At 70.4% G+C, this 21,436-nt stretch carries 23 protein-coding genes, 2 pseudogenes and 1 riboswitch; of the genes and pseudogenes, 17 read left to right on the top strand and 8 right to left on the bottom strand.

The genetic code is table 11. The features are described 5' to 3' along the window. Nucleotide 1 precedes the first annotated feature (1 nt). The 5 genes from UK82_RS29205 to UK82_RS29185 all read left to right on the top strand — a co-directional run bounded on the left by UK82_RS29205 (nt 2) and on the right by UK82_RS29185 (nt 7,708). Nucleotides 2-640, top strand: a complete 639-nt coding sequence (locus tag UK82_RS29205; RefSeq protein ID WP_055410597.1) for an ATP-binding cassette domain-containing protein — start codon at nt 2-4, stop codon at nt 638-640. Nucleotides 641-1,019: 379 nt separating this feature from the next. After that, nucleotides 1,020-1,829, top strand: coding sequence for an OsmC family protein (locus UK82_RS29200; protein WP_236706582.1), 810 nt, complete (start codon nt 1,020-1,022; stop codon nt 1,827-1,829). Beyond that, a complete protein-coding gene (locus tag UK82_RS29195; protein WP_055410595.1) occupies nt 1,826-2,899 on the top strand; it encodes an LLM class flavin-dependent oxidoreductase in 1,074 nt (357 codons plus the stop codon). The genes UK82_RS29200 and UK82_RS29195 overlap by 4 nt, the downstream gene beginning before the upstream one ends. Before the next feature lie 634 nt (nt 2,900-3,533). Continuing rightward, on the top strand, nt 3,534-6,290 hold the full coding sequence (fxsT, locus tag UK82_RS29190) for an FxSxx-COOH system tetratricopeptide repeat protein (RefSeq protein WP_161849185.1): 2,757 nt from the start codon (nt 3,534-3,536) through the stop codon (nt 6,288-6,290). Then, on the top strand, nt 6,287-7,708 hold the full coding sequence (locus tag UK82_RS29185; protein ID WP_157871705.1) for a serine/threonine-protein kinase: 1,422 nt from the start codon (nt 6,287-6,289) through the stop codon (nt 7,706-7,708). The genes fxsT and UK82_RS29185 overlap by 4 nt, the downstream gene beginning before the upstream one ends. A gap of 162 nt (nt 7,709-7,870) precedes the next feature. Here UK82_RS29185 and UK82_RS32160 read toward each other — a convergent pair whose 3' ends face one another. Further along, nucleotides 7,871-8,074 carry an ice-binding family protein gene (locus UK82_RS32160; RefSeq protein ID WP_083507424.1) on the bottom strand — a complete coding sequence of 68 codons (204 nt, stop codon included), beginning with the start codon at nt 8,072-8,074 and terminating at the stop codon, nt 7,871-7,873. A 306-nt stretch (nt 8,075-8,380) separates the two neighbouring features. Further along, nucleotides 8,381-8,764, bottom strand: coding sequence for a helix-turn-helix domain-containing protein (locus UK82_RS29175; protein WP_082121737.1), 384 nt, complete (start codon nt 8,762-8,764; stop codon nt 8,381-8,383). A gap of 61 nt (nt 8,765-8,825) precedes the next feature. Here UK82_RS29175 and UK82_RS29170 point away from each other — a divergent pair, with 61 nt between their 5' ends. The 5 genes from UK82_RS29170 to UK82_RS29150 all read left to right on the top strand — a co-directional run bounded on the left by UK82_RS29170 (nt 8,826) and on the right by UK82_RS29150 (nt 11,881). After that, nucleotides 8,826-9,590, top strand: coding sequence for an NAD(P)-dependent oxidoreductase (locus UK82_RS29170; RefSeq protein WP_236706581.1), 765 nt, complete (start codon nt 8,826-8,828; stop codon nt 9,588-9,590). A 136-nt stretch (nt 9,591-9,726) separates the two neighbouring features. Further along, complete coding sequence (locus tag UK82_RS29165; protein ID WP_082121735.1) at nt 9,727-10,428, top strand: Clp protease N-terminal domain-containing protein; 702 nt, start codon at nt 9,727-9,729, stop codon at nt 10,426-10,428. Nucleotides 10,429-10,865: 437 nt separating this feature from the next. Then, on the top strand, nt 10,866-11,225 hold the full coding sequence (locus tag UK82_RS29160) for a hypothetical protein (RefSeq protein ID WP_044884129.1): 360 nt from the start codon (nt 10,866-10,868) through the stop codon (nt 11,223-11,225). A 72-nt stretch (nt 11,226-11,297) separates the two neighbouring features. Further along, on the top strand, nt 11,298-11,504 hold the full coding sequence (locus UK82_RS29155; protein ID WP_044884128.1) for a CopG family transcriptional regulator: 207 nt from the start codon (nt 11,298-11,300) through the stop codon (nt 11,502-11,504). Next, a complete protein-coding gene (locus tag UK82_RS29150) occupies nt 11,501-11,881 on the top strand; it encodes a type II toxin-antitoxin system death-on-curing family toxin (RefSeq protein ID WP_055410589.1) in 381 nt (126 codons plus the stop codon). Before UK82_RS29155 ends, UK82_RS29150 begins: the two co-directional genes overlap by 4 nt. 11 nt (nt 11,882-11,892) lie before the next feature. Here the strand turns inward: UK82_RS29150 and UK82_RS29145 are convergent, their stop codons facing one another. Continuing rightward, complete coding sequence (locus tag UK82_RS29145) at nt 11,893-13,134, bottom strand: hypothetical protein (RefSeq protein WP_055410608.1); 1,242 nt, start codon at nt 13,132-13,134, stop codon at nt 11,893-11,895. 307 nt (nt 13,135-13,441) lie between these two features. Here UK82_RS29145 and UK82_RS29140 point away from each other — a divergent pair, with 307 nt between their 5' ends. Next, nucleotides 13,442-14,926, top strand: coding sequence for an acyltransferase (locus UK82_RS29140; protein WP_083507423.1), 1,485 nt, complete (start codon nt 13,442-13,444; stop codon nt 14,924-14,926). A gap of 14 nt (nt 14,927-14,940) precedes the next feature. Here the strand turns inward: UK82_RS29140 and UK82_RS29135 are convergent, their stop codons facing one another. After that, nucleotides 14,941-15,768, bottom strand: a complete 828-nt coding sequence (locus UK82_RS29135; protein ID WP_055410587.1) for an oxidoreductase — start codon at nt 15,766-15,768, stop codon at nt 14,941-14,943. An 86-nt stretch (nt 15,769-15,854) separates the two neighbouring features. On the opposite strand from UK82_RS29135, the gene UK82_RS29130 reads away from it, so the two are divergent. The 3 genes from UK82_RS29130 (at nt 15,855) to UK82_RS29120 (ending at nt 18,227) form a co-directional block, all read left to right on the top strand. Then, nucleotides 15,855-16,820, top strand: a complete 966-nt coding sequence (locus UK82_RS29130) for a LysR family transcriptional regulator (RefSeq protein ID WP_055410585.1) — start codon at nt 15,855-15,857, stop codon at nt 16,818-16,820. Between the two features lie 11 nt (nt 16,821-16,831). Further along, nucleotides 16,832-17,185 carry a hypothetical protein gene (locus tag UK82_RS29125; RefSeq protein ID WP_055410583.1) on the top strand — a complete coding sequence of 118 codons (354 nt, stop codon included), beginning with the start codon at nt 16,832-16,834 and terminating at the stop codon, nt 17,183-17,185. Between the two features lie 217 nt (nt 17,186-17,402). Further along, on the top strand, nt 17,403-18,227 hold the full coding sequence (locus UK82_RS29120) for a LysR family transcriptional regulator (RefSeq protein ID WP_044884123.1): 825 nt from the start codon (nt 17,403-17,405) through the stop codon (nt 18,225-18,227). 24 nt (nt 18,228-18,251) lie between these two features. On the opposite strand, the pseudogene UK82_RS40930 reads toward UK82_RS29120, so the two are convergent. Together UK82_RS40930 and UK82_RS40925 are read right to left on the bottom strand one after the other, a co-directional pair. Beyond that, a pseudogene (locus UK82_RS40930) lies at nt 18,252-18,518 on the bottom strand (Uma2 family endonuclease); the annotation flags it as partial. 1 nt (nt 18,519) lies between these two features. Then, a partial coding sequence (locus tag UK82_RS40925) for a Uma2 family endonuclease (protein WP_396230675.1) occupies nt 18,520-18,818 on the bottom strand: 299 nt, incomplete at its 3' end. A 136-nt stretch (nt 18,819-18,954) separates the two neighbouring features. Between UK82_RS40925 and UK82_RS29110 the strand changes: the two genes are divergently transcribed. Next, the gene (locus tag UK82_RS29110; RefSeq protein ID WP_044884121.1) at nt 18,955-19,734 is read left to right on the top strand and encodes an aminoglycoside 3'-phosphotransferase; all 780 of its coding nucleotides are present in this window, start codon (nt 18,955-18,957) and stop codon (nt 19,732-19,734) included. Beyond that, the gene (locus UK82_RS40920) at nt 19,676-20,041 is read left to right on the top strand and encodes an FCD domain-containing protein (RefSeq protein WP_236706580.1); all 366 of its coding nucleotides are present in this window, start codon (nt 19,676-19,678) and stop codon (nt 20,039-20,041) included. Before UK82_RS29110 ends, UK82_RS40920 begins: the two co-directional genes overlap by 59 nt. Further along, nucleotides 20,010-20,208: riboswitch (cobalamin riboswitch) on the top strand. It overlaps the preceding gene by 32 nt. Before the next feature lie 148 nt (nt 20,209-20,356). On the opposite strand, the pseudogene UK82_RS43570 reads toward UK82_RS40920, so the two are convergent. Then, a pseudogene (locus UK82_RS43570) lies at nt 20,357-20,470 on the bottom strand (hypothetical protein); the annotation flags it as partial. Between the two features lie 12 nt (nt 20,471-20,482). On the opposite strand from UK82_RS43570, the gene bluB reads away from it, so the two are divergent. Then, nucleotides 20,483-21,088, top strand: a complete 606-nt coding sequence (gene bluB / locus UK82_RS29105) for a 5,6-dimethylbenzimidazole synthase (RefSeq protein ID WP_370657252.1) — start codon at nt 20,483-20,485, stop codon at nt 21,086-21,088. A 158-nt stretch (nt 21,089-21,246) separates the two neighbouring features. Here bluB and UK82_RS40910 read toward each other — a convergent pair. Then, nucleotides 21,247-21,436, bottom strand: a 190-nt coding sequence (locus UK82_RS40910; RefSeq protein ID WP_236706579.1) for a transposase, incomplete at both ends; no start/stop codon positions are given.

Here is a 21,436-nt window from a genome sequence, read left to right as displayed (position 1 = left end):
GGTGCTGGGCGTCGGCGGCGCCCTCGCCGCGCGGGACGCGGTGAGCGTGGGCACCCTCAGCGCCTTCGTGCTCTACCTGCTCCTCGCCTTCGATTACGCCGGCGTGGACCTGCGGGACGTGACCCGGCGCGCGCTGCGGTCGCGGATCGTGATGGTCGCCCAGGAGGGCCAGCTGACCACCGGCACGCTCGCGCACAACCTGCGGGCGGTGCGACCCGGCGCCACCCACGACGAGCTGGCTGGGGCACTGGCGTCGGTCGGCGCCGGCAGCTGGCTCGACAGCCTGCTCGACGGTTTCGCCACCCAGGTCGGCGAGGGCGGGTCGCTGCTGTCGGCGGGCGAGCGGCAGCTCGTCGCGCTCGCCCGCGTGTGCCTGCTCGGTGCGGACGTCGTCGTGCTCGACGAGGCCACGTCCGGGCTCGACCCCGGAACGGAGAAGCTCGTGGAGGCCGCGGTGATCGCGGCGACGGCCGACCGGGCCGTGCTCGTCGTGGCCCACCGGATGTCGACGGCACGCGGCGCGGACCGGATCGTCGTCGTCGACACCGGCGGCGTGACCGAAATCGGCACCCATGACGAGCTGCTGGTGCGGGGTGGACGCTACGCCGCTCTTGTCACGGACTTCGAGAACCCTGGCTAGATCTCCGTGGCCTGGACAGCGTGGCTGAAGGGGCCTTCGCGGGTACGGACAGTCATGATCATCGCCAGGTTCCCGACCAGCTTCCTCCTTCGCTGGGCAGCTCCGGCGTCCGTCTGCACAGCCAGCCGTTCCGGTCAACGCGGAGTGCTTGAGCTGTGGTCGAGATCGGCCAGGAGTTCTTCCGTCAGGCTGGCGAGACGGGCGGCGTCGGTGGGGTCAGGTGTGCAGGAGTGTCAGGAGGACGGTTCTGCCCCGGTCCACGGCGGGCAGGGGCGCTGCCAGGTTGTTGTTCGGGTGTTACGGAAGCATGGCGTGATGTTGCGTGCGCCCGGCCGCGTGGTGTGGCATGTGGGCACCACTGTTCCTGGAGGGAAACGTCATGCCGACGACCGATACCTCGACGGCCGGCGAGCCCGGTCTTGCCGCCCGGCAGCCCGCCACGGTCAGCACGGCGCCGGGTGACGGCAACCGTGCCAGCCATGTCACCGTCGGCAGCCATGTCACCGTCGGCAGCCATGTCACCGGCGGCAGCCATGTCACCGTCGGCAGTCACGGCACCGTCGGCAGTCACGGCACCGCGCGGGACGGGTCCACCTCAGCTGCCGCGCGCCCTGGCCTGCGGGAGTTTCTCGTCCACAAGCGCGCGGCCGTGCTGGCCCGCGAGGGCGCGATCGCCGCGGGCACCTTGTCGGGTCCGGCGGTGCTGCGGGCGCAGTCGGTCGCCGACGGACGCAGCGGTGTCCGGCGGATCCGGATCCGTGAGCATCAGATCCTCAGCGACTCGCCCCCTGACTACGCCGGTGACGACCTCGGGCCCAGCTCACCCGAGCTCGTCCTCGGCGTGTTCGCCAGCTGCCTGACCCACGTCTTCGAGATCGTCGCCGCCCGCCTGGACATACCGCTCGACGAGATCAGGGTGGAGGTCGAGGGCCAGCTGGAACCCCGGGCCGGCCGGCCCGGCTTCGAGGATGTGCCCCGGGAACCGCACAACATCACCTACCAGGCCTCCATCACCTCCCCGGCCACGGTCGAGGAGATCGAGATTCTCTACCAGACCGTCGAGGCGGAGTGCCCGCTCCTTGCCCTGTTCACGAACCCCCAGACGATTACCGGTTCGCTGGTCCACGCTCCGAGCGGGGGACCGGCACCCGAGCTGTCGGTCGAGGTGCAGGCGGGAGACCGCGGATGACCGAGGCGGAGTTCCTCTGGTACATCCCCAACGAAGGACGGCCCGGGCACCGCGGCGACGACACGGTGGCGGGCCACAACAGTCTCGACACGCTGACCCGGCAGGCCGTCGCGATCGAGCGGCACGGCTGGCGGGGAGCGCTGCTCGGCGCCGGATGGAGCCGGCCGGACACCTTCACCGTCGCCACGGCCCTGGTGGCGCGTACGGCCAGCTTCGAGCCGCTCATCGCCGTGCGTCCCGGCTACTGGGGCCCGGCGCACTTCGCCGCCGCTGCGGCGACCCTCGACCACCTGTCGGGCGGGCGGGTGCGGGTCAACATCGTCTCGGGCCGGGACGAGCTCGCGGCGTACGGCGACAGCGAGGCGGGCCAGGCGCAGCGCTACGCCCGCACCGGCGAGTTCATGCGACTGGTCCGCCGGCTGTGGACCGAACAGGACGTCACCCACCGCGGCGAGCACTTCCAGGTGACCGGCTCGACCCTCGGTTCCCGGGTCCAGGCGCGCCCGGGCCGGCCCCACCCGAAGCTCTACTTCGGCGGGGCCTCCGCCGCGGCAGAGCAGGTCGCGGCCGCGGAGGCGGACGTCCAGCTCTTCTGGGGTGAGCCGCTCGACGGCATCGCCGAACGCATCGCGCGCCTGCGGGAGCTGAGCGAGAAGCTGGGCCGCGAGCACCCGCCGCTGGAGTTCGGGCTGCGTGTCACCACCGTCGTCCGGGACACCACCACGCAGGCCTGGGCCGACGCCGAGGCCAAGGTCGCCGACCTGGCTGCCCGTCAGGATGACCTTCCCGAAGGCCGCGGCCGCTTCGATGCCGTCGGCCAGCGGCGCCTGCTCGACCTGCAGACGCGCGGTGAGGTCCTGGACGACAACCTCTACACCGCGCCGGGTCGGATCGGCGGCGAGGGCGCCGGCACGACCTGGCTGGTCGGCTCGGCGGCGGATGTCGCGAAATCCCTGCGCCGGTACGCCGAACTGGGGATCACCCACTTCGTCCTGTCGGACACGCCCTATCTGCAGGAGATCGAGCGTCAGGGGAACCAGCTGTTGCCGCTGCTCAGGACGCCCGGGTGACCAGCTCGCCGACCGGACACAGGTGATGATCTCGCGGCAGACCCTCGTCGTCGACATCGCCCCCTTCAGCGGGCTGCGCCTGCTCCGCGCCATCACCGACGACCTCTGCGTGCTGCGCCGCGAGGGGTCGTAGTTCAGCCGGAATCCCGGCTCGTGCAACGGCCTCCCGGGACGGGCCGACCGGTACCACGTCGAGCAGTCGGGAGGGCCACCATGGCCTGGTCGGCTGACGGGCACCGCCTGGCCTTCCAGGTCGAAGGGCAAGGGATATCTGCCGGCCAGCGCCGTCCCAGCCCACCTGGGATGCCGTCCCCATCCGGTTCCGACCCGCACACGCACCGAACGGTGCTCCGGGTGCGGCTATCTCCACCCGGCGATCCGGACTCGTTGGACTCTGAGCTGGGGCGTTACGAGGGCACGGGCGCGTAGTGGTGACGAATCGGCCCGGCGAGCCGAGCATGAAATTCGGTCACGACTTGCGAAGGAGCCAGCGGTCGCACCGCGACACAGTGGCACCCCGCTACATCGATGCCTGCCGACAGGGGCACCACCGCGCCTTGGCGTTCATGGGCGGCCTTCTCATGGCCCGGCGTGCCAGGATAGACTCGATGCCGCGGATCTCTGAGTCTTGGCGGTGAGCGTGGAGGAAGCGCGGCGGGGGGCGCCGGAACATCTGGATTTCTTTATCAGCTATGCGCCGCACGACAGGCCGTGGGCGGAATGGATCGCCTGGCAGCTGACGTACGCGGAAGATTTTCATTACAGGGTGGAGCTCGACGTATGGGACTGGCCGGCAGGTCGTAACTGGATCGATGCCCTGTCCACGGCGCTGGCCCGTGCGGACCGGGTGCTCGCCATCTATTCGCCGGCCTACTTCGATCCCGCACGCAACAGCGTGGTCGAGTGGTCCGAGGCCCTGTGCCGCGACGAGGAGGGCCGCGACCGGTTGCTGCCCGTCCGCATCGAAGCCGTGGAGGTGCCGCCCGTTCTTCGGAGCAGAATCCACGTCGACCTGTTCGGACTGGACCATGCCACCACGAAACGTCGGCTCCTCGAGGCCGCTCGGGGTCCAAGTCGTCCGGACGGCGAGCCCGTCTTCCCGCCGCAGCAGGTTCCTCCGCCTGAACCGGCCGGAACGGAGCCTCGCCTTCCGGGCTCTCTGCCCGAGATCTGGAATCTTCCCGACCGGAACCCCGACTTCGTCGGCCGGGACAACCTCCTCGTCGAACTTCGGGCGAGGCTGTTGTCGACTGGGACCTCCACTGCTCAGGTCATTCACGGAATGGGTGGAGTCGGTAAGACCCAGCTATCGGTCGAGTACGCGCACCGGCATGCCGGCGACTATGATCTCGCCTGGTGGGTCGATGCCGAACAGCCCGAACTTTTCATCGAAAAGCTGGCTGGGCTGACCGAACGCCTCAAGGAATCCGATCGTTCGGCCCAGCGGCTCGTGGATGCCGACGGCAGGCTTCTGGACGGAGTGCGCTGGCTGTTGATTCTTGACAACGCCGAGGACAGCGACGCCATCACCCGGTGGCCCCTGACCGGGGGAAGCGGGCACACCATCATAACGTCCCGCAATCCGCATGGGCACGGTGGTGTCGGTGGCCGACTCGAAGTCAAGGAGCTGAGTCGTTCCGAAGCGATTGCACTGGTGCAGTCGAGGGCTGGGGACGTGAAGGATGACGAAGCCGAACGACTCGCCCACGCGCTGGGTGACCTGCCGCTCGCGCTGGCCCAGGCCGCAGCCTTCCTCCATGAAACAGGCGAGACGACCGAAAGGTACCTCACACTTCTCAGGTCCCGGGCCATAAAAATCATGTCGCAGGGTCGTCAGCGGGAGTACGGAAAGACGCTGGCGGCAAGCTGGAAGATCTCCATGGAACGGCTCGAGGGACAGGATCCGGCAGCGGTGGAACTGCTCTACATCGCGGCCTTCCTCGCCCCGGAGCCAATACCATTCGAGCTCTTCAAGGCGGGTCGTGTCGCATTGCCGGCCCTCCTGGCGGAACTCGTCGCCGACGATCTTGATTTCCCGGTCACCAGAGGCCTGATCGGTCGTTACAGCCTTGCCCGCATCGAACGCGGCACACTCCAGCTGCACCGGATCGTTCAGGCCCTGATCCGTGATCGGCTCGGTGAGGATCCCGGCAAGGCGAGCAGGATGCGGTGGACGGTGCAGGCGATCCTGGTGGCCGCTCGGCCGGGCGATCCAACCGACCCGGCCTCCTGGGACGACTATCGGCGGCTGTTGCCGCACCTGCTGGCCGCCGACCTGGGATCAAGCGAGGACGCTGGTTGCCGCGACCTCCTTCTGGACACGATTTCGTACCTGATCGAGCGGGGAGAGACCGACATCGCGCACCGGCTCGTCGGCGACGCCTTCAGGCGGTGGAAGCACACCACGGAACCTGATGACTCGCATCGACTTGCGGTGCAGACCACGTTGGCCCGCACCTATACCGACCTGGGGCGCTACCAGGAGGCCTTCGACCTGGACCAGGATGTTCACCGCCGTCTTCTGGCCCGACTCGGGAACGATCACCCTGCGACTCTGGCGGCGGCCAGCGACATGGCGGCCGGTCTGAACCGCCTGGGCAGGGTCGAGGAGGCCCGGAGACTCGACGAGGAGACCTTCACCACGCGTCGGGCCATACTGGGCGAAGATCACCCGGACACATTGACGTCAGCGAACAACCTCGCCGCCGACCTGTGGTGGCTGGGCCACCACGAAGAAGCCCGCGCGCTCGATCAGAAGACGCTGGACCAGCGGCGCGAGGCGCTCGGCGCGGACCATCCCGACACGCTTACCTCGGCGAGCAACCTCGCCGCCGACCTGCGTCGCCTCGGACAGTACGAGGACGCTCTGGGGCTGGACGACGAGGTTCGCACTCGCCGGCTTGAAGCTCTGGGACCGGATCATCCTGGCACGCTCATGTCCGCCAGCAACCTCGCCTCCGACCTGACGAACCTCGGTCGGCACAATGACGCGCGGGATCTCTACGAGGAGACCGTCATCCGCTCCCGCCGAGTTCTCGGGGACTGCCACCCGACCACCCTCGGGGTGGTCGAGAATCTTGCCTACCAGCTCAACAGACTCGGTGAGCACGACCGGGCTCGAGCTCTGGACGAGGAAACCTTCGAGGGCCGACGCGTGGCGTTGGGCGATGATCATCCGGAGACCCTGAGATCGGCCGACAACCTGGCAGGAGACCTACGGCGAGCGGGTGAGTACGAAGCAGCGCGGAAGCTGGACGAACAGACACTGCTCGGCCGCCGCAAGATCCTTGGTGACGAACATCCAGAGACGATTCTGTCGAACCGGCATCTCGCGATGGATGTCGACCTCCTCGGCCAGGCGTGGCCGCCGACAAGGGACGTCGAATCGTGATCTTCGACAAGCGGCTTATTGCCGAGGGGTTGTCCTCCTATGACATCGGCGCACCCCTTGGGCAGGGTGGTTTCGGTTTTGTGCTCGGGGCTAGGCACCGCTTTCTGGACCGAGAAGTGGCGATCAAAATCCTCGGTCACCTCGGTGGACTCGATTTCAGCTTCGCGGATGAGGCGCGGGTTCTGGCCAGGCTCGATCATCCCAACATCGTCCGGGTCTACGACTATATTGAGATAGATCATCTCCAGATAATCGTCATGGAGCTTCTTCCTGGCGGGACGCTGACCAGGCGCCAGAAGGCCGGACCGCTCTCGGAGATAGACGTCTATGTTGTGGGAATCGCACTGGCGGAGGCGCTGCACCATGCGCACAGGATGGGGGTCCTGCATCGCGATGTGAAGCCCAGCAACGTCCTCTTCTCGGCCGCGGGCGTTCCCAAGCTGGTGGACTTCGGGATCGCGAAGATACTGGATGATGCCACCTTCACCGGGCGGCCGATCGGCACGCCGAGGTACATGGCGCCCGAACAGCTGACAGGATCGAGGCTGACACCCGCGACCGATCTCTACGGTCTTGCGACGCTTCTCTATGAAATGCTCGGCGGACAGGTGCATGACGGGGGCAGTTCTATTGCCGGCTATGTCCGCCGCCTGCTGGCCGAGGACCGACCGCCGCTGCCACCCGGCGTCCGCCGCCCGATCGCGGATGTCATCATGAAGGCGCTCGAACGAGAGCCGGCGGCCCGGCCCTCGTCGGGGCAGGAGTTCGCGCTTGACCTTGCGCGGGCGGCCAGTGAGGTCTATGGGGACGACTGGAAATCGCGGGCGAACGTCGCGACCGTTCAGTCGGTGGATCAGGTCCTGCCCCCCGGATCCCCGCCCGAAAGCCCGGAGAACGGTCGCGCGGCATGGACGACGGTCATTCTCTCCGGAGGTGCCCCCGGGGTCATAAAGTCACCGGAATCCCTGCGGAGCGGTCAGAGCTCCGACGGTGACCTGCCGGATATACACAATGCGCCGACGATGATCGCCGGGGCGATGGCGGTCGATGTCGTCAGATTTTGGGAGAGCGCCCTACCCGACCCCGACGAGCCCGACGAGCCCGACGCCGACGAACCTGACGCCGACGAACCTGACGCTCGCGATCTCACCGAAGCGGCCGTCGGCGCTCGGCGGCTGGAACTGGCGCCGCCGACAGACAGTCTGGATCGGATCTCACCAGAATCCGCCGAGGTCCGCATGCCCTACGACGTGCGACCGCCTTCCCGCGCAGCATCCCTGCACCGTCGTCTGGACAACTCGCCTCCGTCGCGAATGTTCTACGATGCGCGCCCACCGGCTCGTTCCTCGCGGCGTCGCATCCTGGATTTCCTGGCCGATGAGCAGCCGGTGAAGGTCATCCCGCCAGTCAGGGATTGACGAGTGGAACACCCAGGGGAGCGAAGTCGGACTCGTTGCGGGTGGCGAGGACGAGGCTGTGCACCTGAGCTGTGGCGGCGATCAACGCGTCGTGTGCCGGGCGCGGCCTGAAGTGTATGTCACCGCCCGCGCCGGTATTCGCCGGCGCGGGCGGCGCGGGGTTCAGTAGCCAATGAGTTCGTAGGTGACGGGTGAGACGCTTGCCAGGATGTTGCCACTGAGAATGGAGTAGGTGCCGAGGGTGGCGGAGCTACCGACAATCCAGAAGACGTTGGCTGCCTGCGCGCCGTTGACCAGCTTCACATTGCTTGCGGACGCTGTGAGAACCGTCGGGGTGGCCGCGCTGGCGGTCGTGGCTCCGACCATCGCGATCACCCCGATCGGGACGGTCGTCGCACCGCCGACCGGCGGGCACCAGATCCGGATCTGGCTGGAATTTCGCCGCGAGCGGCAGGCTCGAGACCAGGGTTCGGCTCAGTTCTGGGACACCGCTTACTGCCCGTGCTCGACGCCGCCGTGGGCCAGCCGTACGCCCGCTACGTCCATCACCGAGGCAATCGACGCCGACCACGAGACGCGCCCGGCCCCGACGACCGAACCAGGGCTCCCGTGATCAGGGCTCCCGTGATCAGGGCGGCGGCGCCCGCGTCTTCGCGTGACCGGACGACCTACCTACCTCGGCGACGGGAGTGGCATGTCGTCGTGCTGCCGGCGGGCCGACAGCAGGTCGTCGAGATTGTCCCGAGCCCAGCTCCGGGCCGCGTCGACCAGTTGGAGCAGCGTCCGGCCGAGCGCGGTCAGCCGGTACTCCACCCGGGGTGGGTTCTCGTCGAAGACGCTTCTGCTCACCAGGCCGTCACGTTCCATCGCGCGGAGGGTGTCGGTCAGGACCTTCGCGCTCACCGAGCCGAGGAGCTGCCTGAGCTCGGAGAACCGTCGGGGCCGGGCCTCGAGACACAGGACGACCATCGCGGTCCACTTGTCGCCGATCTGCACCGGGAAGGCGCTCATCGGGCAGGCCGGGTCGAAGGTCGGGGCGTCGGCCGTCTTCTCCACACCGCCAACGGTAACCGGTCACGTTGCGGTAACCGGCCTACCGCGTTCTAGGTTGGCCGCCATGACAGGAACACAACCCGTCCGGGCGGTATCTCGACCGGGTGCACCGGCACGGGTCGCCGTGCTCGGTGCCGGTGGTCGCGCGGGACGCGCCGTCAGCCAGGAGTTCGTCACCCGCGGGCATCGGGTGACCGGCGTGGTACGCGACGCCGGTCGGCACCGGTCGCTGGGAGATCTCGGGGTCGAGGTGGCCGAGGCGGATGCCACCCGCGGCGCCGACCTCGTCGACGTTCTGCGCGACGCCGACGTCATCGTGGTCGCGGTGACGCCCTTCACGGCGCCGCCGCCCTCGTTCGACGGCTTTGACGAAGCGTTCTACGAACACATCGTCGCCACTGTCGTCGGCGGCGCGCGGACATCGTCGGCCACCCGGCTGATCACGATCGGGTTGTTTGCCACGCTGACCATGGCCGACGGGCGAATGGTCATGGACGACTCCGCGGTCTTCCCGCCGTGGCTGTTGCCGTTCGCGCGAGCGCACGCGCGTGAACTGCCCGCGTTGCGCCGCTACGCGTCCGAACTCGACTGGTTGGTCGTCACCCCACCGGCGGGGTTGCAGGCCGACGGCGCGGCTGATTCGGCGGGCTACGTTCTCGTCGAACCGCCGCTCGACCGCCGCCTTTTCGAGGGCGTGCTCGGCTACGGCCAACTCGCGCACGCGGTAGCGGACCAGGCCGAAACCCCGACCTTGCACCAGACCCAGGTTGCCGTTCTGCCTCCGCCGACGGAAACCGTGCAGGAAGGAGCGCCGGAATCGAGTGCCTGACCGCCCGCGGACAGCGGGTGGAAGCGCGCCAGCTGCGCTCCCCTGCGGTGAATTCTCGGCGGCCGCCGTCGAGGTGGTTGATGATGGGGTCGACCGCGTCGGTGTCGAGCGGAAGGGAACCCGAGGAGGGTCGCGGATGTTCGAGAGATTCACCGACAGCGCCCGGCTGGTCGTTGTCCACGCGCAGGAGGAGTCCAGGTCGCTCGGCCATGACCGGATCGGCGTGGAACACCTCCTGCTCGGCCTGCTCCACGACGACACCGGGCCGGCGGATGCCGTACTGGGTTCGTACGGACTCACGCTGGCAGACGGCCGGTCGGCGGTCGTGGCGGCCGTCGGCGCGAGCGAGCACACAACACCACGGCACATCCCGTTCACCCCGCGGGCGAAGAAGGTCCTGCAGAAGTCGCTGCGTGCGGCTCAGCGGCTCCACCACACCTTCATCGGCCCCGGGCATCTCCTGCTCGGACTGCTGGACGAGGACGAGGGTGTCGCCGTCGACATCCTCGTCCGTCTCGGCGTCGACCCCGAGGAAGCCGGCCGCCGAGTTCTCGCCGCCATCGCCGCCACCGGCGCCACGCAGGAAGCCCCTCCGTCCGAGACGACGTATTCTCCGCCACGGGCGGCCATCACCAGAGCCAACGCGCGGACCCGTGAGATCGCCGGGCAGCTCAGCCAGGCGCGGGCGGCGAAGGACGCAGCCATCGACGCGGGCGATTTCACCGCCGCGACCGCGATGCGCGAACGCGAGAAGGCCCTGCTCGCGGAACGCGCCCAGATAGCAGCAGACCTGCAGACCGGCGGCGAGACCCCATCGCCGTCCACCTCACCCGAGTGATCGCGGCACTCAGGTCGGACGGGTCGCAGGTCGCGGCGAGCGCCGGGTAGCGGCGGATTTCCGATCAGGGGAAGCAGTTCCGTCCAGAACACACGTTGCCGAGACGATCGTCACACCCGAGCGTCGCCACGCTGGTCTGGTGCCTGTGCTGTGAGCCTGGCAACGGCAATGTCCTTGGCCAGGCGCAATGCCGGGGAATCCACAAACTATCGGCCTGGCGACAGACCTTTCGGAGTTGGGATCGGTCGGTCCACGGGTAGCGTCCTTCTTGACACACCCGTAACGTTCCACCGGGGAAAGCGGAAATCCGTGTTCGCGCGCTGGAATTTCCTGAGCCTTGCACGGGACCAGCCCCGGGAAAACGGGCGGGGTGTCGACCGAGATGAGGAGAGTATCGGGCGGGCCGGCTGTCGGCCCGCCCCGCGCGAAGGGGAGCCATGAGAATTCCTGTTAAGAAGATCGGCCTCGCCTTCACGACCATCGCCGCCGCCGCGGGGCTTGTTTTCGGCGGTGCGACGATGGCGAGCGCTAGCACGGGACTGTCCGCCGGTGTCCAGGCGGGGACGGGCGGGAACGGCGCGCCCGGGTTGGCCACGTCGGTGAACACGTCGTTGTCGGTGGGTGAGCTGTCGAAGGTGACCGCGGCGGTCAAAGCCAAGGACGCGTCGGTCGTGGTCACCAGCGTGCTGAAGAACTCTGACGGGTCCTACCTTGTGGTCGGTACCAGGGCCGGCGTCACGGTGAAGTACCTCGTCAGCGCGGACCTGAAGACCGTCACGCAGATCGCGGCCGGGTAGCCCGAGCGGTACCGGGGCTCGGGTCTCGCGGCCCGGGCCCCGGTTTGGTATCAGGATGGTATCGTCGGCGGCATGGCGCTGACGGTGCGGACTGACGAGGAGCTGGAGCACGCGCTGACGGTGCTGGCGGCGGCCGAGGGCATCTCTCGGCAGGAGATCATTCGGCGTGCTGTGCTGGAGCGTTACGAGCGGGCCGGCCATGTGGCCCGGGTGGCGGACAGTGCGGATCGAATGATCGCCCGGTGGGGGGACGTGCTCGCTCGCCTGGGCACCGTGTGAGTGCTGTCGAGTATCTCGACCTGGAGGATCTGCTCGCCCTCGTACGCGTTATCGGTGCTGGTCCGGTGCGGGATGTCGGTCTACTCGACGCGGCGGCTGCCCGCGCGTCTTCCAGCGCATTCGGTCAGGACGCATATCCGAGCCCGGCGCTGAAGGCGGCCGCGCTCCTGCATTCCGTTGCCCGAAGTCACCGCCTGGTCGACGGCAACAAGCGTCTGGCGTGGCTCGCAGCCGTGGTTTTCCTCGACATCAACGGCTGCACCACCGACCTCGTCGACGACAAGGCGTTCGAGCTCGTCATGGATGCGGAGCAGGGGATCGCCGACGTCGAGAAAATTGCCGATCGGCTGTGCGTCGTCCCGGCGGACCGCGACTAGTGCTGCGGGCCTCACCTCGGGGTCGGCTGTTTGCGGGTGATGCGGTAATGAAGGACGAGGAAAGGGATGCCGAAAAGAAAGAACGAGTGTTCCGCGCGTAGCTCGCCCTCGTCCCGGTGGACGTCGAGCTCCTCGGCGAACCCGTGGACTGCCAGGGCCGTGAGGCTGCCGTCCGTCGGGTCGCGATAGGCAAGGTAATGGCCGGGGTGCTCCTGATCGCTACGGCTGGTCAGGGTCAGCCCGCCGTCGGCCCGGCTGCGGGGCAGGAGCGTCGCCGTGAAACTCGCCTGGGGCAGCGGAAAGCCGACGCTGACGTACCCGCGGTCGCGGTGCCGGTAGGTGGTGTAGATGCCGACGTAGATGGGCTCGTCGGTATCGGCGAACGAGCGGATCCAGCCGCGGACCGCCACCGCTTCGGTGTCCGGCGGGGTGCCCGGTGGGCTGATGGTGTCGATGCGGCTGCGGATACCGCGCTGGGTCTCCCGCTGGTTCATGGGTACGTTCGCCTGCCCCAGCGGGCGGGCCAGCGCGGTTCGATACAGCAGGTAGCCGGGACGCACCCACAGCCGCCATCGCGGCACGATGTCGAGGGTGAACCGGGTGGTGTGCTCGTAGAACTCGCGGACCAGCGGGTCGACGCCGGCGGGGTCGAGGTCCGGGCCGGCCAGGTCGTCCAGGGAGGCGACGATCCCCACGTCGGCGGCATCGGCGACGTAGTGGCCGCCAAGCTCCTCGGCCAGCTCCCGAACGTAGCCGGTGCCGACCCGGCGCGAGCGCGCCTGCCGGGGCACGACGAAGGGCAGCCGCTGCGCGGGGACCCGTTCGGCGAGCAGGCTCACCTGCGGATCGCGGAAGAGCAGTGGCGAGACGCACCGGTAGGCCGCCATCGTGATGCTGGCCGCCGCCGCCGGCGGCACCGGGCGTGCGCGCGCCGCGAGCGCCGTGCCCACCGCCGCTCCGACCAGCGGCCCGAGCAGCACCTTCTGCGGCCGCAGCCCCAGCAGGCCGCCGACGCCTCCGGTCGCCGCGCCGACCGCGACGGGGCCGGCGCCGGCCAGCCGCCCGGCCGCCCAGCCGGCGGGGGCGACGAGCGCCGCGCTGGTCGCCGTCCGCTGCCACAGGGCGGGTAGTTCGCCCGGCCGCTGCCGAGCACGGGCGACCGCCTCGGACGCCGCCAGCGTGACCGCTCCCGTGAGGCCGCCCAGGCCGACCCCGCGTCGCCCTCGGTGAGCGCCGAGGGCCACTCCGGCCATGCCCCCGATGACGGCGGCGGACAGGACGGCCGCCCGGACGTCCGTGGAGGTCGTGCCCTGGTTCCGCACGCCAACAACCTATCTGTCGACCGGCGCGCCCTCGGCTGCCGGAGGACTTGGCCGGGCGGCGACGGCTCAACCCGCACCTGCGGGGAATGACTTCGCTGCGTAGTGCTCTGGATGCCGAAAGTCGGTCTCGTCGTCGCGGTCGCCGGGTCCGTCTGACAGTAAACGCCAAGGTTGGCGGGATACGAAGGGTGCGAACGGAGAGGAGACGGGCAGAGCGGCAGTTCTGAGGGGAGCGTGGATGGCTCAGCACGGACACGACCCGGAACGCGGAGCGCGCCGCGCCGCAGTGGTGTCGCCCAGGCGCTCGCCAGCGGCGGACCGCCCGCCGGGCACCCTGCTGGCCGACCCGCCGTCGCGGCTGCCCGGCCAGCCACGAACGCCCGGCCAGCCACGAACGCCCGGCCAGCCACGAACGCCCGGCCAGCCACGGACGCCCGGCCAGCTACGAACGGATGGCCGGCCGGCCGGTTCGACCAGGCCAACCGGGTCGGCCGCCCCCCAGGAACGGGCTGCTCGGGCGACCGGGGCGCCCGAGCGAAGCGGCGCCGGGCGCGGCGGCCGCAACCCCGCGCTGGACGGCGTTCGGGCGCTCGCGGTGCTCTGCGTGCTCGTGTTCCACATGGACTCGCTGCCCGGCGGCTACCTCGGTGTCGACGTGTTCTTCGTGCTCAGCGGTTTCCTGATCACCGGACAGTTGCTGGCCGAACGGGACCGGACCGGAGGGGTATCCCTCACGCGGTTCTACCTCCGGCGCGCCTACCGGCTGCTGCCCGCGTTCTGGCTGCTGGCCCTCGTCGGCCTCACGGCAGTCGTGCTGCCGGGGATCGGCACGGCCGGCGAGCGGACCGAGTTCCTCGACAGCCTGGCCGCCTCGACGCTGTACCTGAACAACTACTTCCAGGTGGTGCGGCAGAGCACGGGGGCCGGCTGGCTGGGACACACCTGGTCGCTGTCGCTGGAGGAGCAGTTCTACCTGCTGTGGCCGCTGGTGCTGGTGGCCCTGTGCCGCCGGCCGTCGCTGGCCCGCCGGCTGCCCGTGGTCCTGCTGGGCGGGGTGGCCGGCGTCGTGCTGTGGCGCAACGTGCTGGTCACGTCCGGGGCGCCGGGGACGCGGACGTACTTCGCCCTGGACACCCGCGCCGACGCGCTGCTGGTCGGCTGCGCGCTCGCCGCCTGGCTGCGGGCGGCGCGGCAGGGGGCGGCTGGCGAGGGTGGGGCGGCGCTGTGCTGGCGGCGCCGTCTCGACCGCGTCGGGGCCGTCCTGCCGGTGGCCGGTCCGGCCGCGCTCGCGCTGCTGGCGGTGGCGACGGTGACCGCGCCGAGCGGTTGGGGCCAGGGGTCGGCGTGGCTGTCCCGCGGCGGTTACACGGTGGTCGCGCTGCTTGCCGGCGCCCTCATCCTGACCCTGGAGCAGGGCGCGACGACAAGCTGGCTGTTCCGTGCCCTCGCCGCCCGTCCGCTGGCCTGGCTCGGCCGGGTCTCCTACGGCTTCTACCTCTGGCACTTTCCCGTGGTCGCGCACTGGGGCCACGACCTGACCGGTGCGCTCGGCCGGTGGCCGGCGGTCGTGGTGGTCGGCGTCATCTCGATGGCCCTGGCGGCCACGTCGTACTACCTGCTCGAACTGCCCATCCAGCGGCGCCGTCCCGCGGGGCCCCGGCCGCCCCGCGCGAGCCCGCCGCGTCGCCAGCCTGCGTTGGCGGGCAGCCGCGGGAGCCGGTGACGGAGACCGCGGGGTCAGTCGTCGATCGCGGTGGCCCGGGCGACCTTCTCCCAGGCGGTGATGTCGGCGCGGACGGCGTCGAGATGGGTGATGATCGCATCGACCGCGTCGGATCCGAGCAGAAGGCGCAGGGGAACCCGGGGCGCGTCCAGCGCGGTGATGATCGCGGCCGCGGCCTTCGCCGGATCACCGGGTTGGCTGCCGTCGCTGGTCTCGACCATCCGGCGGGTCGGGCCGACGGTGTCGGCGTAGACGGGTATCTCGGTGCTCGCGGAAGTACCCCCGAACAGTCCGGTCCTGAAGGAGCCCGGCTCGACCACGAGAACCGTGATTCCCAGCGGGGCGACTTCGGCTGCGAGCGCCTCGGACAGGCCCTCGAGCGCGAACTTGGTGGCGCTGTAGGCGGAGAATCCGGCGAACGACATCTGACCGCCCATGCTGCTCATCTGCACGATCGCGCCGGATCCCGCGGCGCGCATGTGCGGCAGGACGGCCCGGACCAGCGCTGCCGGGCCGAACACGTGGACGTCGAAAAGGGATCGCAGCTCGGCGTCGGTGGTCTCCTCGACCGCGCCGACGTGGCTGCGGCCGGCGTTGTTGACCAGCACGTCTATCCGGCCATGCCGGCTCACCACATCCCGGACGACCGCGTCGATCGTGCCGGTTTCGGTGACGTCCAGCGGAACCGCCTCGACCTGCGCGGGATACTTCGCGACGACGTCGTCCAACGTCGCAGCGCGGCGGGCCGTCGCGACCACGACGTCCCCGGCGGCGACCGCCGCCTCGGTCACCGCCCGGCCGAAGCCGCTGTTTGCGCCGGTTACCAGCCATACTCGGCTCATCGTGTTTCTCCCGTCGTCGGTCCGTCCTCTCCAGACTGCCGGCGGGACCGACGTAGGTCCAAGTTCCGCTGTGATAGCCAGTGGTTATGGATGCGCTGGGCCGGGATCTCCGATATTTCGTGGCGGTCGCCGAAGAACTGCACTTCACGAGAGCCGCGGAGCGGCTGTTCATCTCACAGCCTGCCCTGAGTAAACAGATCCGTATGTTGGAGCGGTATCTCGGCGCGTCCCTGTTCGAGCGGAACCGCCGGGAGGTCCGGCTGACGCCGGTCGGCAGGGCATTGCTGCCCCATGCCCGACGCGTGCTGGCCGAGTGGGACGCCGCCCGGGAGGCGACCGAGCGAGCCAAGGCGGAGCAGCGCGCGACCCTGGTGGTCGGGATGAACACCAGCCCCGGTCGCGGCGGTCTGCTGCCGGCGATCACTTCCCGGCTCACCGCCGAGGTGCCCGACGTCCGGCTCATGCTGCGCCAGGTCAGTTGGGACGACTCGACCGCCGGACTGGCAAACGGGTCCAGCGACGTGGCCTTCGTCTGGCTGCCGCTCGGCGACGCCGAGCGCTACACGTGGATCGTCGTCGCCGCGGAACCGCGCCACGTCGCCCTGCCCCGGACACATCGGTTGGCGTCCAGGGAGACCGTCGACTTCGCCGATCTGCTGGACGAGCCGTTCCTGGCATTGCCGCCCAGCGCGGGACGGCTGCGGGACTACTGGCTCGCGCTCGACGCCCGCGGCGGACGTCCACCGGTGATCGGCGCCGAGATCGCGGGCGCGGACGAGACGTACGAAGCCCTGGTCGGCGGCTACGGCGTCTGTCTGTTGGCGGTGAGGAACGCCCCGCTGGTCACCCGCGGAGGCGTCGTCACCCGTCCGGTCGTCGGCGTCTCACCCAGCCGGTTGGCGGTGACCTGGCACACCGATGATCGTCGTCCGCTCGTCCAGGCCTACGCGCGTGCCGTCCGCCTGGCCGTCGGGGACGGCGGCCCGGACAGTCCGGACGGTGACAGTGCGGACGGTGACAATGGCGGTGACGGGGCCGGGTTCGGTCGCTAACGTGACGCGACATGTACGCGATCGCGACCCGGCGAAGAAGCCAGCCGCCTCCGTCCTGGGTGGTCTGGGAGGCGCTGATGAAGCCGAACCGGGACCCGCAGCGGCAATGGTTGACCCTGCGTCGGGGTGAAGTCGCGCCGCGGGTGATGGAGTCGACCCGACCCGGGTTGGTCGTCTGGTCGTCGATCTGGGCGGCCCACCCCGACGACCTCATCCGTTTCGACATCGAGTCCACCGGGCAGGGGACCGGCCTGCGGTGGACCCTGCTGGCCCCGCAGGAGGCGCCGCCCGACGTCGTCGTCCCGCGGCGAAAGCGCCTGAACGAACTCATCAACGCGCAGCTGCGGTTTTCCTTCGGCCAGTAGGACCTTCTGTCCGGGTTGGGGAAGTGACCGGACGTGCGGACACGGGCAGGGCGCCGTTTCTGACGGTAGGTGCTATTCGGATCACAGTCCCACGCGCATGCCGTCTCCCTTCACGTGTCCGCTTCGGTGTTGCCAGTCAACGAGACGGAACCTTCGCGACCAAGGGGCAGTTCTTCCGTACAGCGATAACGGGATCTGATCGACGGAGGCGGATGCGGTGGAACTGCGGCACCTGCGTTACCTCGTCACCGTCGCGGAGGAGCTGCACTTCGGCCGGGCCGCCGACCGGTCGTCGCGTCGGGTGCGGCTCACCCCCGCCGGCGAACGGCTGCTGGTCGAGGCTCGGGCCGCGCTCGCAGCGGTGGACCGGGTCACCGCGGTGGCCGCGGAGCTGGCCGCGACGCCGACCCGGGTCCTGCGGGTCGGGATGAGCCCGGGCCTCGGCGCCCGACTCACGCGCGGGCTGGAAATACTGCGACAGACCAACAGCGAACTCGACATCGAGCTGGAGCTGGTCGCGATCCCCGTCGTCGAGCAGCTTGCCGCCGTCGTCCGCGGGGAGATGGAGCTGGCGCTGCTGCGTGCGGTCCCCGCGGGCGAGGGCCTGCAGGTTCTCGAGCTGTGGCCGGAACCGGTGGCGGTGGCCCTGCCGGCGACGCACCCGCTGGCTCGGCGACCGACGGTACGGTTGCGGGACCTGGCTGATCTACCGTTGCGCATCCCCGCTCGGGCCTACGATCCGCCGTTCCACGACTTCGCTCTCGACGCATGTCGGGCCGAGGGCTTCGAACCGCGCCTGGGTCGCCCGAGCTGCGACGCGGCGGACACCCTCGTCGAGATCGGAAACGGACCGCCCGCGTGGGCGCTGATCTACGCCGACGTCGAGGTCGCCGCCGGCCTCGACGCCGGGATCTCGAAGGCGTCGGTCCTCCGGCTCGACCCGCCGCTGAACGCCTGCGGCTGCCTCGTGGTCTTCACGGCGAAGGCCCCGGCCTGCGTCCAGAGCCTCGTTGCCGCCTTCGGGCCGCAGGGAGCCGCCTGAGCGGCGCGGCTCAGCACGATCGGGTCAGATCTGACCCAGGTTGATCTCCACCGCGAAGGGAGCCGAGGCCCTGACCACGTTGGTGAACACGTCTCCATCCCGGTAGGCCCTGGTCGCGGGATCGAGGACATGGGTGTACACCAGCGGAACGCCGGTGGCGGCCTGCTCGATCCGCCAGTAGAAGGCGATGCCGGCCCGGGCGTACTGCTCGACCTTCACGATCCGGTCGGTGGTCTCCGAACCCGGCGAGACGATCTCCACCACCAGCAGCACGTGCTCCGGACGAGTGGGNGTGACGTCGATCGTGTCCGCGCGATACACCACGACATCCGGACGGCGGTTGGTGAGCGGCACGTCCTGCAGGCGGACGTCGAAGTCCGTGTCGGCGTTCCAGTCCGGCCCCGCGGCCGCGTCCAGAGCGTTCGCGACGATCCGGGCCAGCCGGTTGTGCCGCTTCGTGGCACTGGGACTCACGACGACCATCCCGTCCACGATCTCGACGCCCGCGCACTGCTCCTCGGACCAGGAGTCGTACTCCTCCGCCGAGATCTGCTCGTGCATCCACGCGGGCGCAATCATCTCCGCGGACATGACGCACCTCCCCTGAACCGGCACGGCAGGCATGGTCTCGCCGGCCTCAGCGTACCGGGATCCTCCCGGGCCTTCCTCGCACTCGGGCCGGAGGATGATGTTCCCGTGGTCCACTACTCGGCGGCGGAGGCGGTGCATGGTCGGCGATGACGGCCCCGTGCTGGGAGGGGCGGTCGAGGAGGGGACGGCGATCCCGGCTGCGGTCGTGGCCGTGGCCGCCGGTGTCGAGGTGCGACCCGTCTGGCGCAACGCCTTCGGTGGGCTGACGTTCGAGCTCGTCGGCGCGCCCGAACGCCGGTTCCTCAAGTGGGCACCGGCCGGCAGCGGCCGGGATCTCGCGGCCGAGGCGGTCCGCCTGGCGTGGGCGGCGCCGTTCACCGCCGTGCCCACGGTGCTGGACCAGGGCGGGGACGGCGCGGGGAGCTGGCTGCTCACGGCGGGACTACCGGGCCGCAACGCCGTCGAGGCACGGTGGCTGGCCGACCCGGGGCGCGCCGTGCGGGCGGTCGGCGTGGGGCTGCGCGCGCTGCACGACGCGCTGCCCGTCGCGGGCTGCCCGTTCTCCTGGTCGGTGTCGGACCGGCGGGCCGCGGCGGCCGCGGTGGCGACCACGCCGGCGCAGCGGCGCCTCGTCGACGATCTTGGCGATCCGCCGCCGCCCGACCTGCTCGTCGTCTGCCATGGCGATGCGTGCGTGCCCAACACCCTGCTCACCGATGATGGAACCTGCTCGGGGCACGTGGATCTCGGCGCTCTCGGCGTGGCGGACCGTTGGGCCGACCTCGCCGTGGCGACCTGGAGCACCGTGTGGAACTACGGCCCCGGCTGGGAGACGGTCCTGCTCGACGCGTACGGCGTTGCCCCGGACGACGACCGCACCGCCTACTACCGCCGCCTGTGGCGCCTCGGTCCCTGACCCGCCGGGCGGGGCGGAGGCTACCGCCGACCTGGCCGCCCTGCGCGCGGCGCTCGCGGATCGCCGCGCCGCCGCGGCCGGCGGGGACGATGTGGCCTTCGTCGACGCCGACGTCGCCCTGCACGTGGCCATCGTCGCGGCGGCGCACAATCCGCCGCACCGGGCTTCGGTCCGGGATGCCCCGCCGCGCTGGTCTGAGCCGGATCGCGGGCGGTCCCGGTGGCGCCCGTGCTCGGCGATGGTGGGGGATGCCCGCGCCGGGCTGGTAGCGTCCGCGATGGCAACAATTGCGGGGTGCCCCGGGTGACCGGGGAGAATCGGGAAGCCGGTGCGAGTCCGGCACGGGCCCGCCGCGGTAACCGGGAAGTCGCCGTCCACGCGTGCCACGCAGCCACTGGGCCACCGGCCTGGGAAGGCGGACGGTCCGGCGTCGATCCGGGAGTCCGAAGACCGGCCCCGCCGCCACGCCGCCCACCCGGGCGGCCGACAGCGGGAGCCTGCCTTGCCACACCACCATCGTGACGCCGGAACCACTCCCCGGCTGGACGCCGTCACCTCGTCTGACCCGGCAGCTCGGCCCGACCCGGCAGCTCGGCCCGACTCGGCAGTCCGGCCCGACCCGGCAGTCCGGCCCGACCCGGCAGCCTGGGCCGACCCGGCAGCCTGGGCCGACCCGATGGCCCGATCGGGCCCCGCGACCGGCCTGGGTGCCGACGCCCTGTACGACGCGATCCACCGTCGGCGCGACGTGCGCGGCCAGTTCACCGGGGCGCCGATCCCCGCCGACGTCCTCGGGCGTGTCCTCGCCGCCGCCCACGCCGCGCCGAGTGTCGGGCTCAGCCAGCCCTGGGACTTCATCCGCGTCACCGACGACGGGACGCGTCGGGCCTTCCACGCGCACGTCCAGCACGAACGGGCGGTGTTCGCCGGGACCCTGGCCGGGGAGCGGGCCGAGCGTTTCGCCGGGATCCGGATCGACGGCATCCTGGCCGCGTCGATGTCGCTGGTCATCACCTACGATCCGGCGCGCGGGGAACCGGCGGTCCTCGGGCGGCACGCCATCGCCGACGCGGGCCTGTACTCGGTGTGCCTGGCCATCGAGAACCTGTGGCTCGCCGCGACCGCCGAGGGCCTCGGGGTCGGCTGGGTGTCGTTCTACCGGGAGCCGTTCGTCCGGGAGCTGCTCGGCATCCCCGTCGGGATCCGCCCGGTCGCCTGGCTGTGCGTCGGCCCCGTGACCCACCTCGAGGACACCCCCGACCTGGAACGTCACGGCTGGGCGCGACGGCGTCCCCTGGCCGACGCCGTCCACGCCGAACGCTGGCGTGGACGGCCCGAGCGACGCTCCGCCTAGAAGATCACTGAAAATCTTGCGGGGTGCTGGTGGGGGTGGATGGCCGTGGTTTAAGGGGGTGCGGCGGTCAGGGTCCAGCCGTTGGTGCTGGTGTGGGTGAGTCCGAGGTTGATCAGCCGGCGGAGGNTGAGNGCGGCGGCGCGGNGGNGGAGCCAGGNGTCGTTGCGGGTCACGCCGCGGTAGGGCACGCGGCGGTTGCCGTGGGCTACCAGCCAGGCGATTCCGCGTTCTACCGGGGGACGCCAGCGGCGGTACTCGTCCTGCCATGCCGGGTTGGTGGCCTCGCGGCGGGCGGCGGCCAGCTGGGTGTGCTGGGGGTGGATGGTGAGGGTCCGTCCGGTGGTGGAT

It is taken from the genome of Frankia sp. ACN1ag (assembly GCF_001414035.1).
Lineage (GTDB): Bacteria > Actinomycetota > Actinomycetes > Frankiales > Frankiaceae > Frankia > Frankia torreyi.
Note: the sequence above shows the minus strand (reverse complement) of the source record. Positions and strands in the feature narration are given on the sequence as shown.

Excerpts from the sequence above, each read along its gene's own strand:
- UK82_RS29200 (WP_236706582.1), top strand. The coding sequence starts at position 1,020 with ATGCCGACGACCGATACCTCGACGGCCGGCGAGCCCGGTCTTGCCGCC.
- UK82_RS29195 (WP_055410595.1), top strand. The coding sequence starts at position 1,826 with ATGACCGAGGCGGAGTTCCTCTGGTACATCCCCAACGAAGGACGGCCC.
- UK82_RS32160 (WP_083507424.1), bottom strand. The coding sequence starts at position 8,074 with ATGGTCGGAGCCACGACCGCCAGCGCGGCCACCCCGACGGTTCTCACA.
- UK82_RS29170 (WP_236706581.1), top strand. The coding sequence starts at position 8,826 with ATGACAGGAACACAACCCGTCCGGGCGGTATCTCGACCGGGTGCACCG.
- UK82_RS29165 (WP_082121735.1), top strand. The coding sequence starts at position 9,727 with ATGTTCGAGAGATTCACCGACAGCGCCCGGCTGGTCGTTGTCCACGCG.
- UK82_RS29160 (WP_044884129.1), top strand. The coding sequence starts at position 10,866 with ATGAGAATTCCTGTTAAGAAGATCGGCCTCGCCTTCACGACCATCGCC.
- UK82_RS29155 (WP_044884128.1), top strand. The coding sequence starts at position 11,298 with ATGGCGCTGACGGTGCGGACTGACGAGGAGCTGGAGCACGCGCTGACG.
- UK82_RS29145 (WP_055410608.1), bottom strand. The coding sequence starts at position 13,134 with ATGGCCGGAGTGGCCCTCGGCGCTCACCGAGGGCGACGCGGGGTCGGC.
- UK82_RS29140 (WP_083507423.1), top strand. The coding sequence starts at position 13,442 with ATGGCTCAGCACGGACACGACCCGGAACGCGGAGCGCGCCGCGCCGCA.
- UK82_RS29135 (WP_055410587.1), bottom strand. The coding sequence starts at position 15,768 with ATGAGCCGAGTATGGCTGGTAACCGGCGCAAACAGCGGCTTCGGCCGG.
- UK82_RS29130 (WP_055410585.1), top strand. The coding sequence starts at position 15,855 with ATGGATGCGCTGGGCCGGGATCTCCGATATTTCGTGGCGGTCGCCGAA.
- UK82_RS29125 (WP_055410583.1), top strand. The coding sequence starts at position 16,832 with ATGTACGCGATCGCGACCCGGCGAAGAAGCCAGCCGCCTCCGTCCTGG.
- UK82_RS29110 (WP_044884121.1), top strand. The coding sequence starts at position 18,955 with ATGGTCGGCGATGACGGCCCCGTGCTGGGAGGGGCGGTCGAGGAGGGG.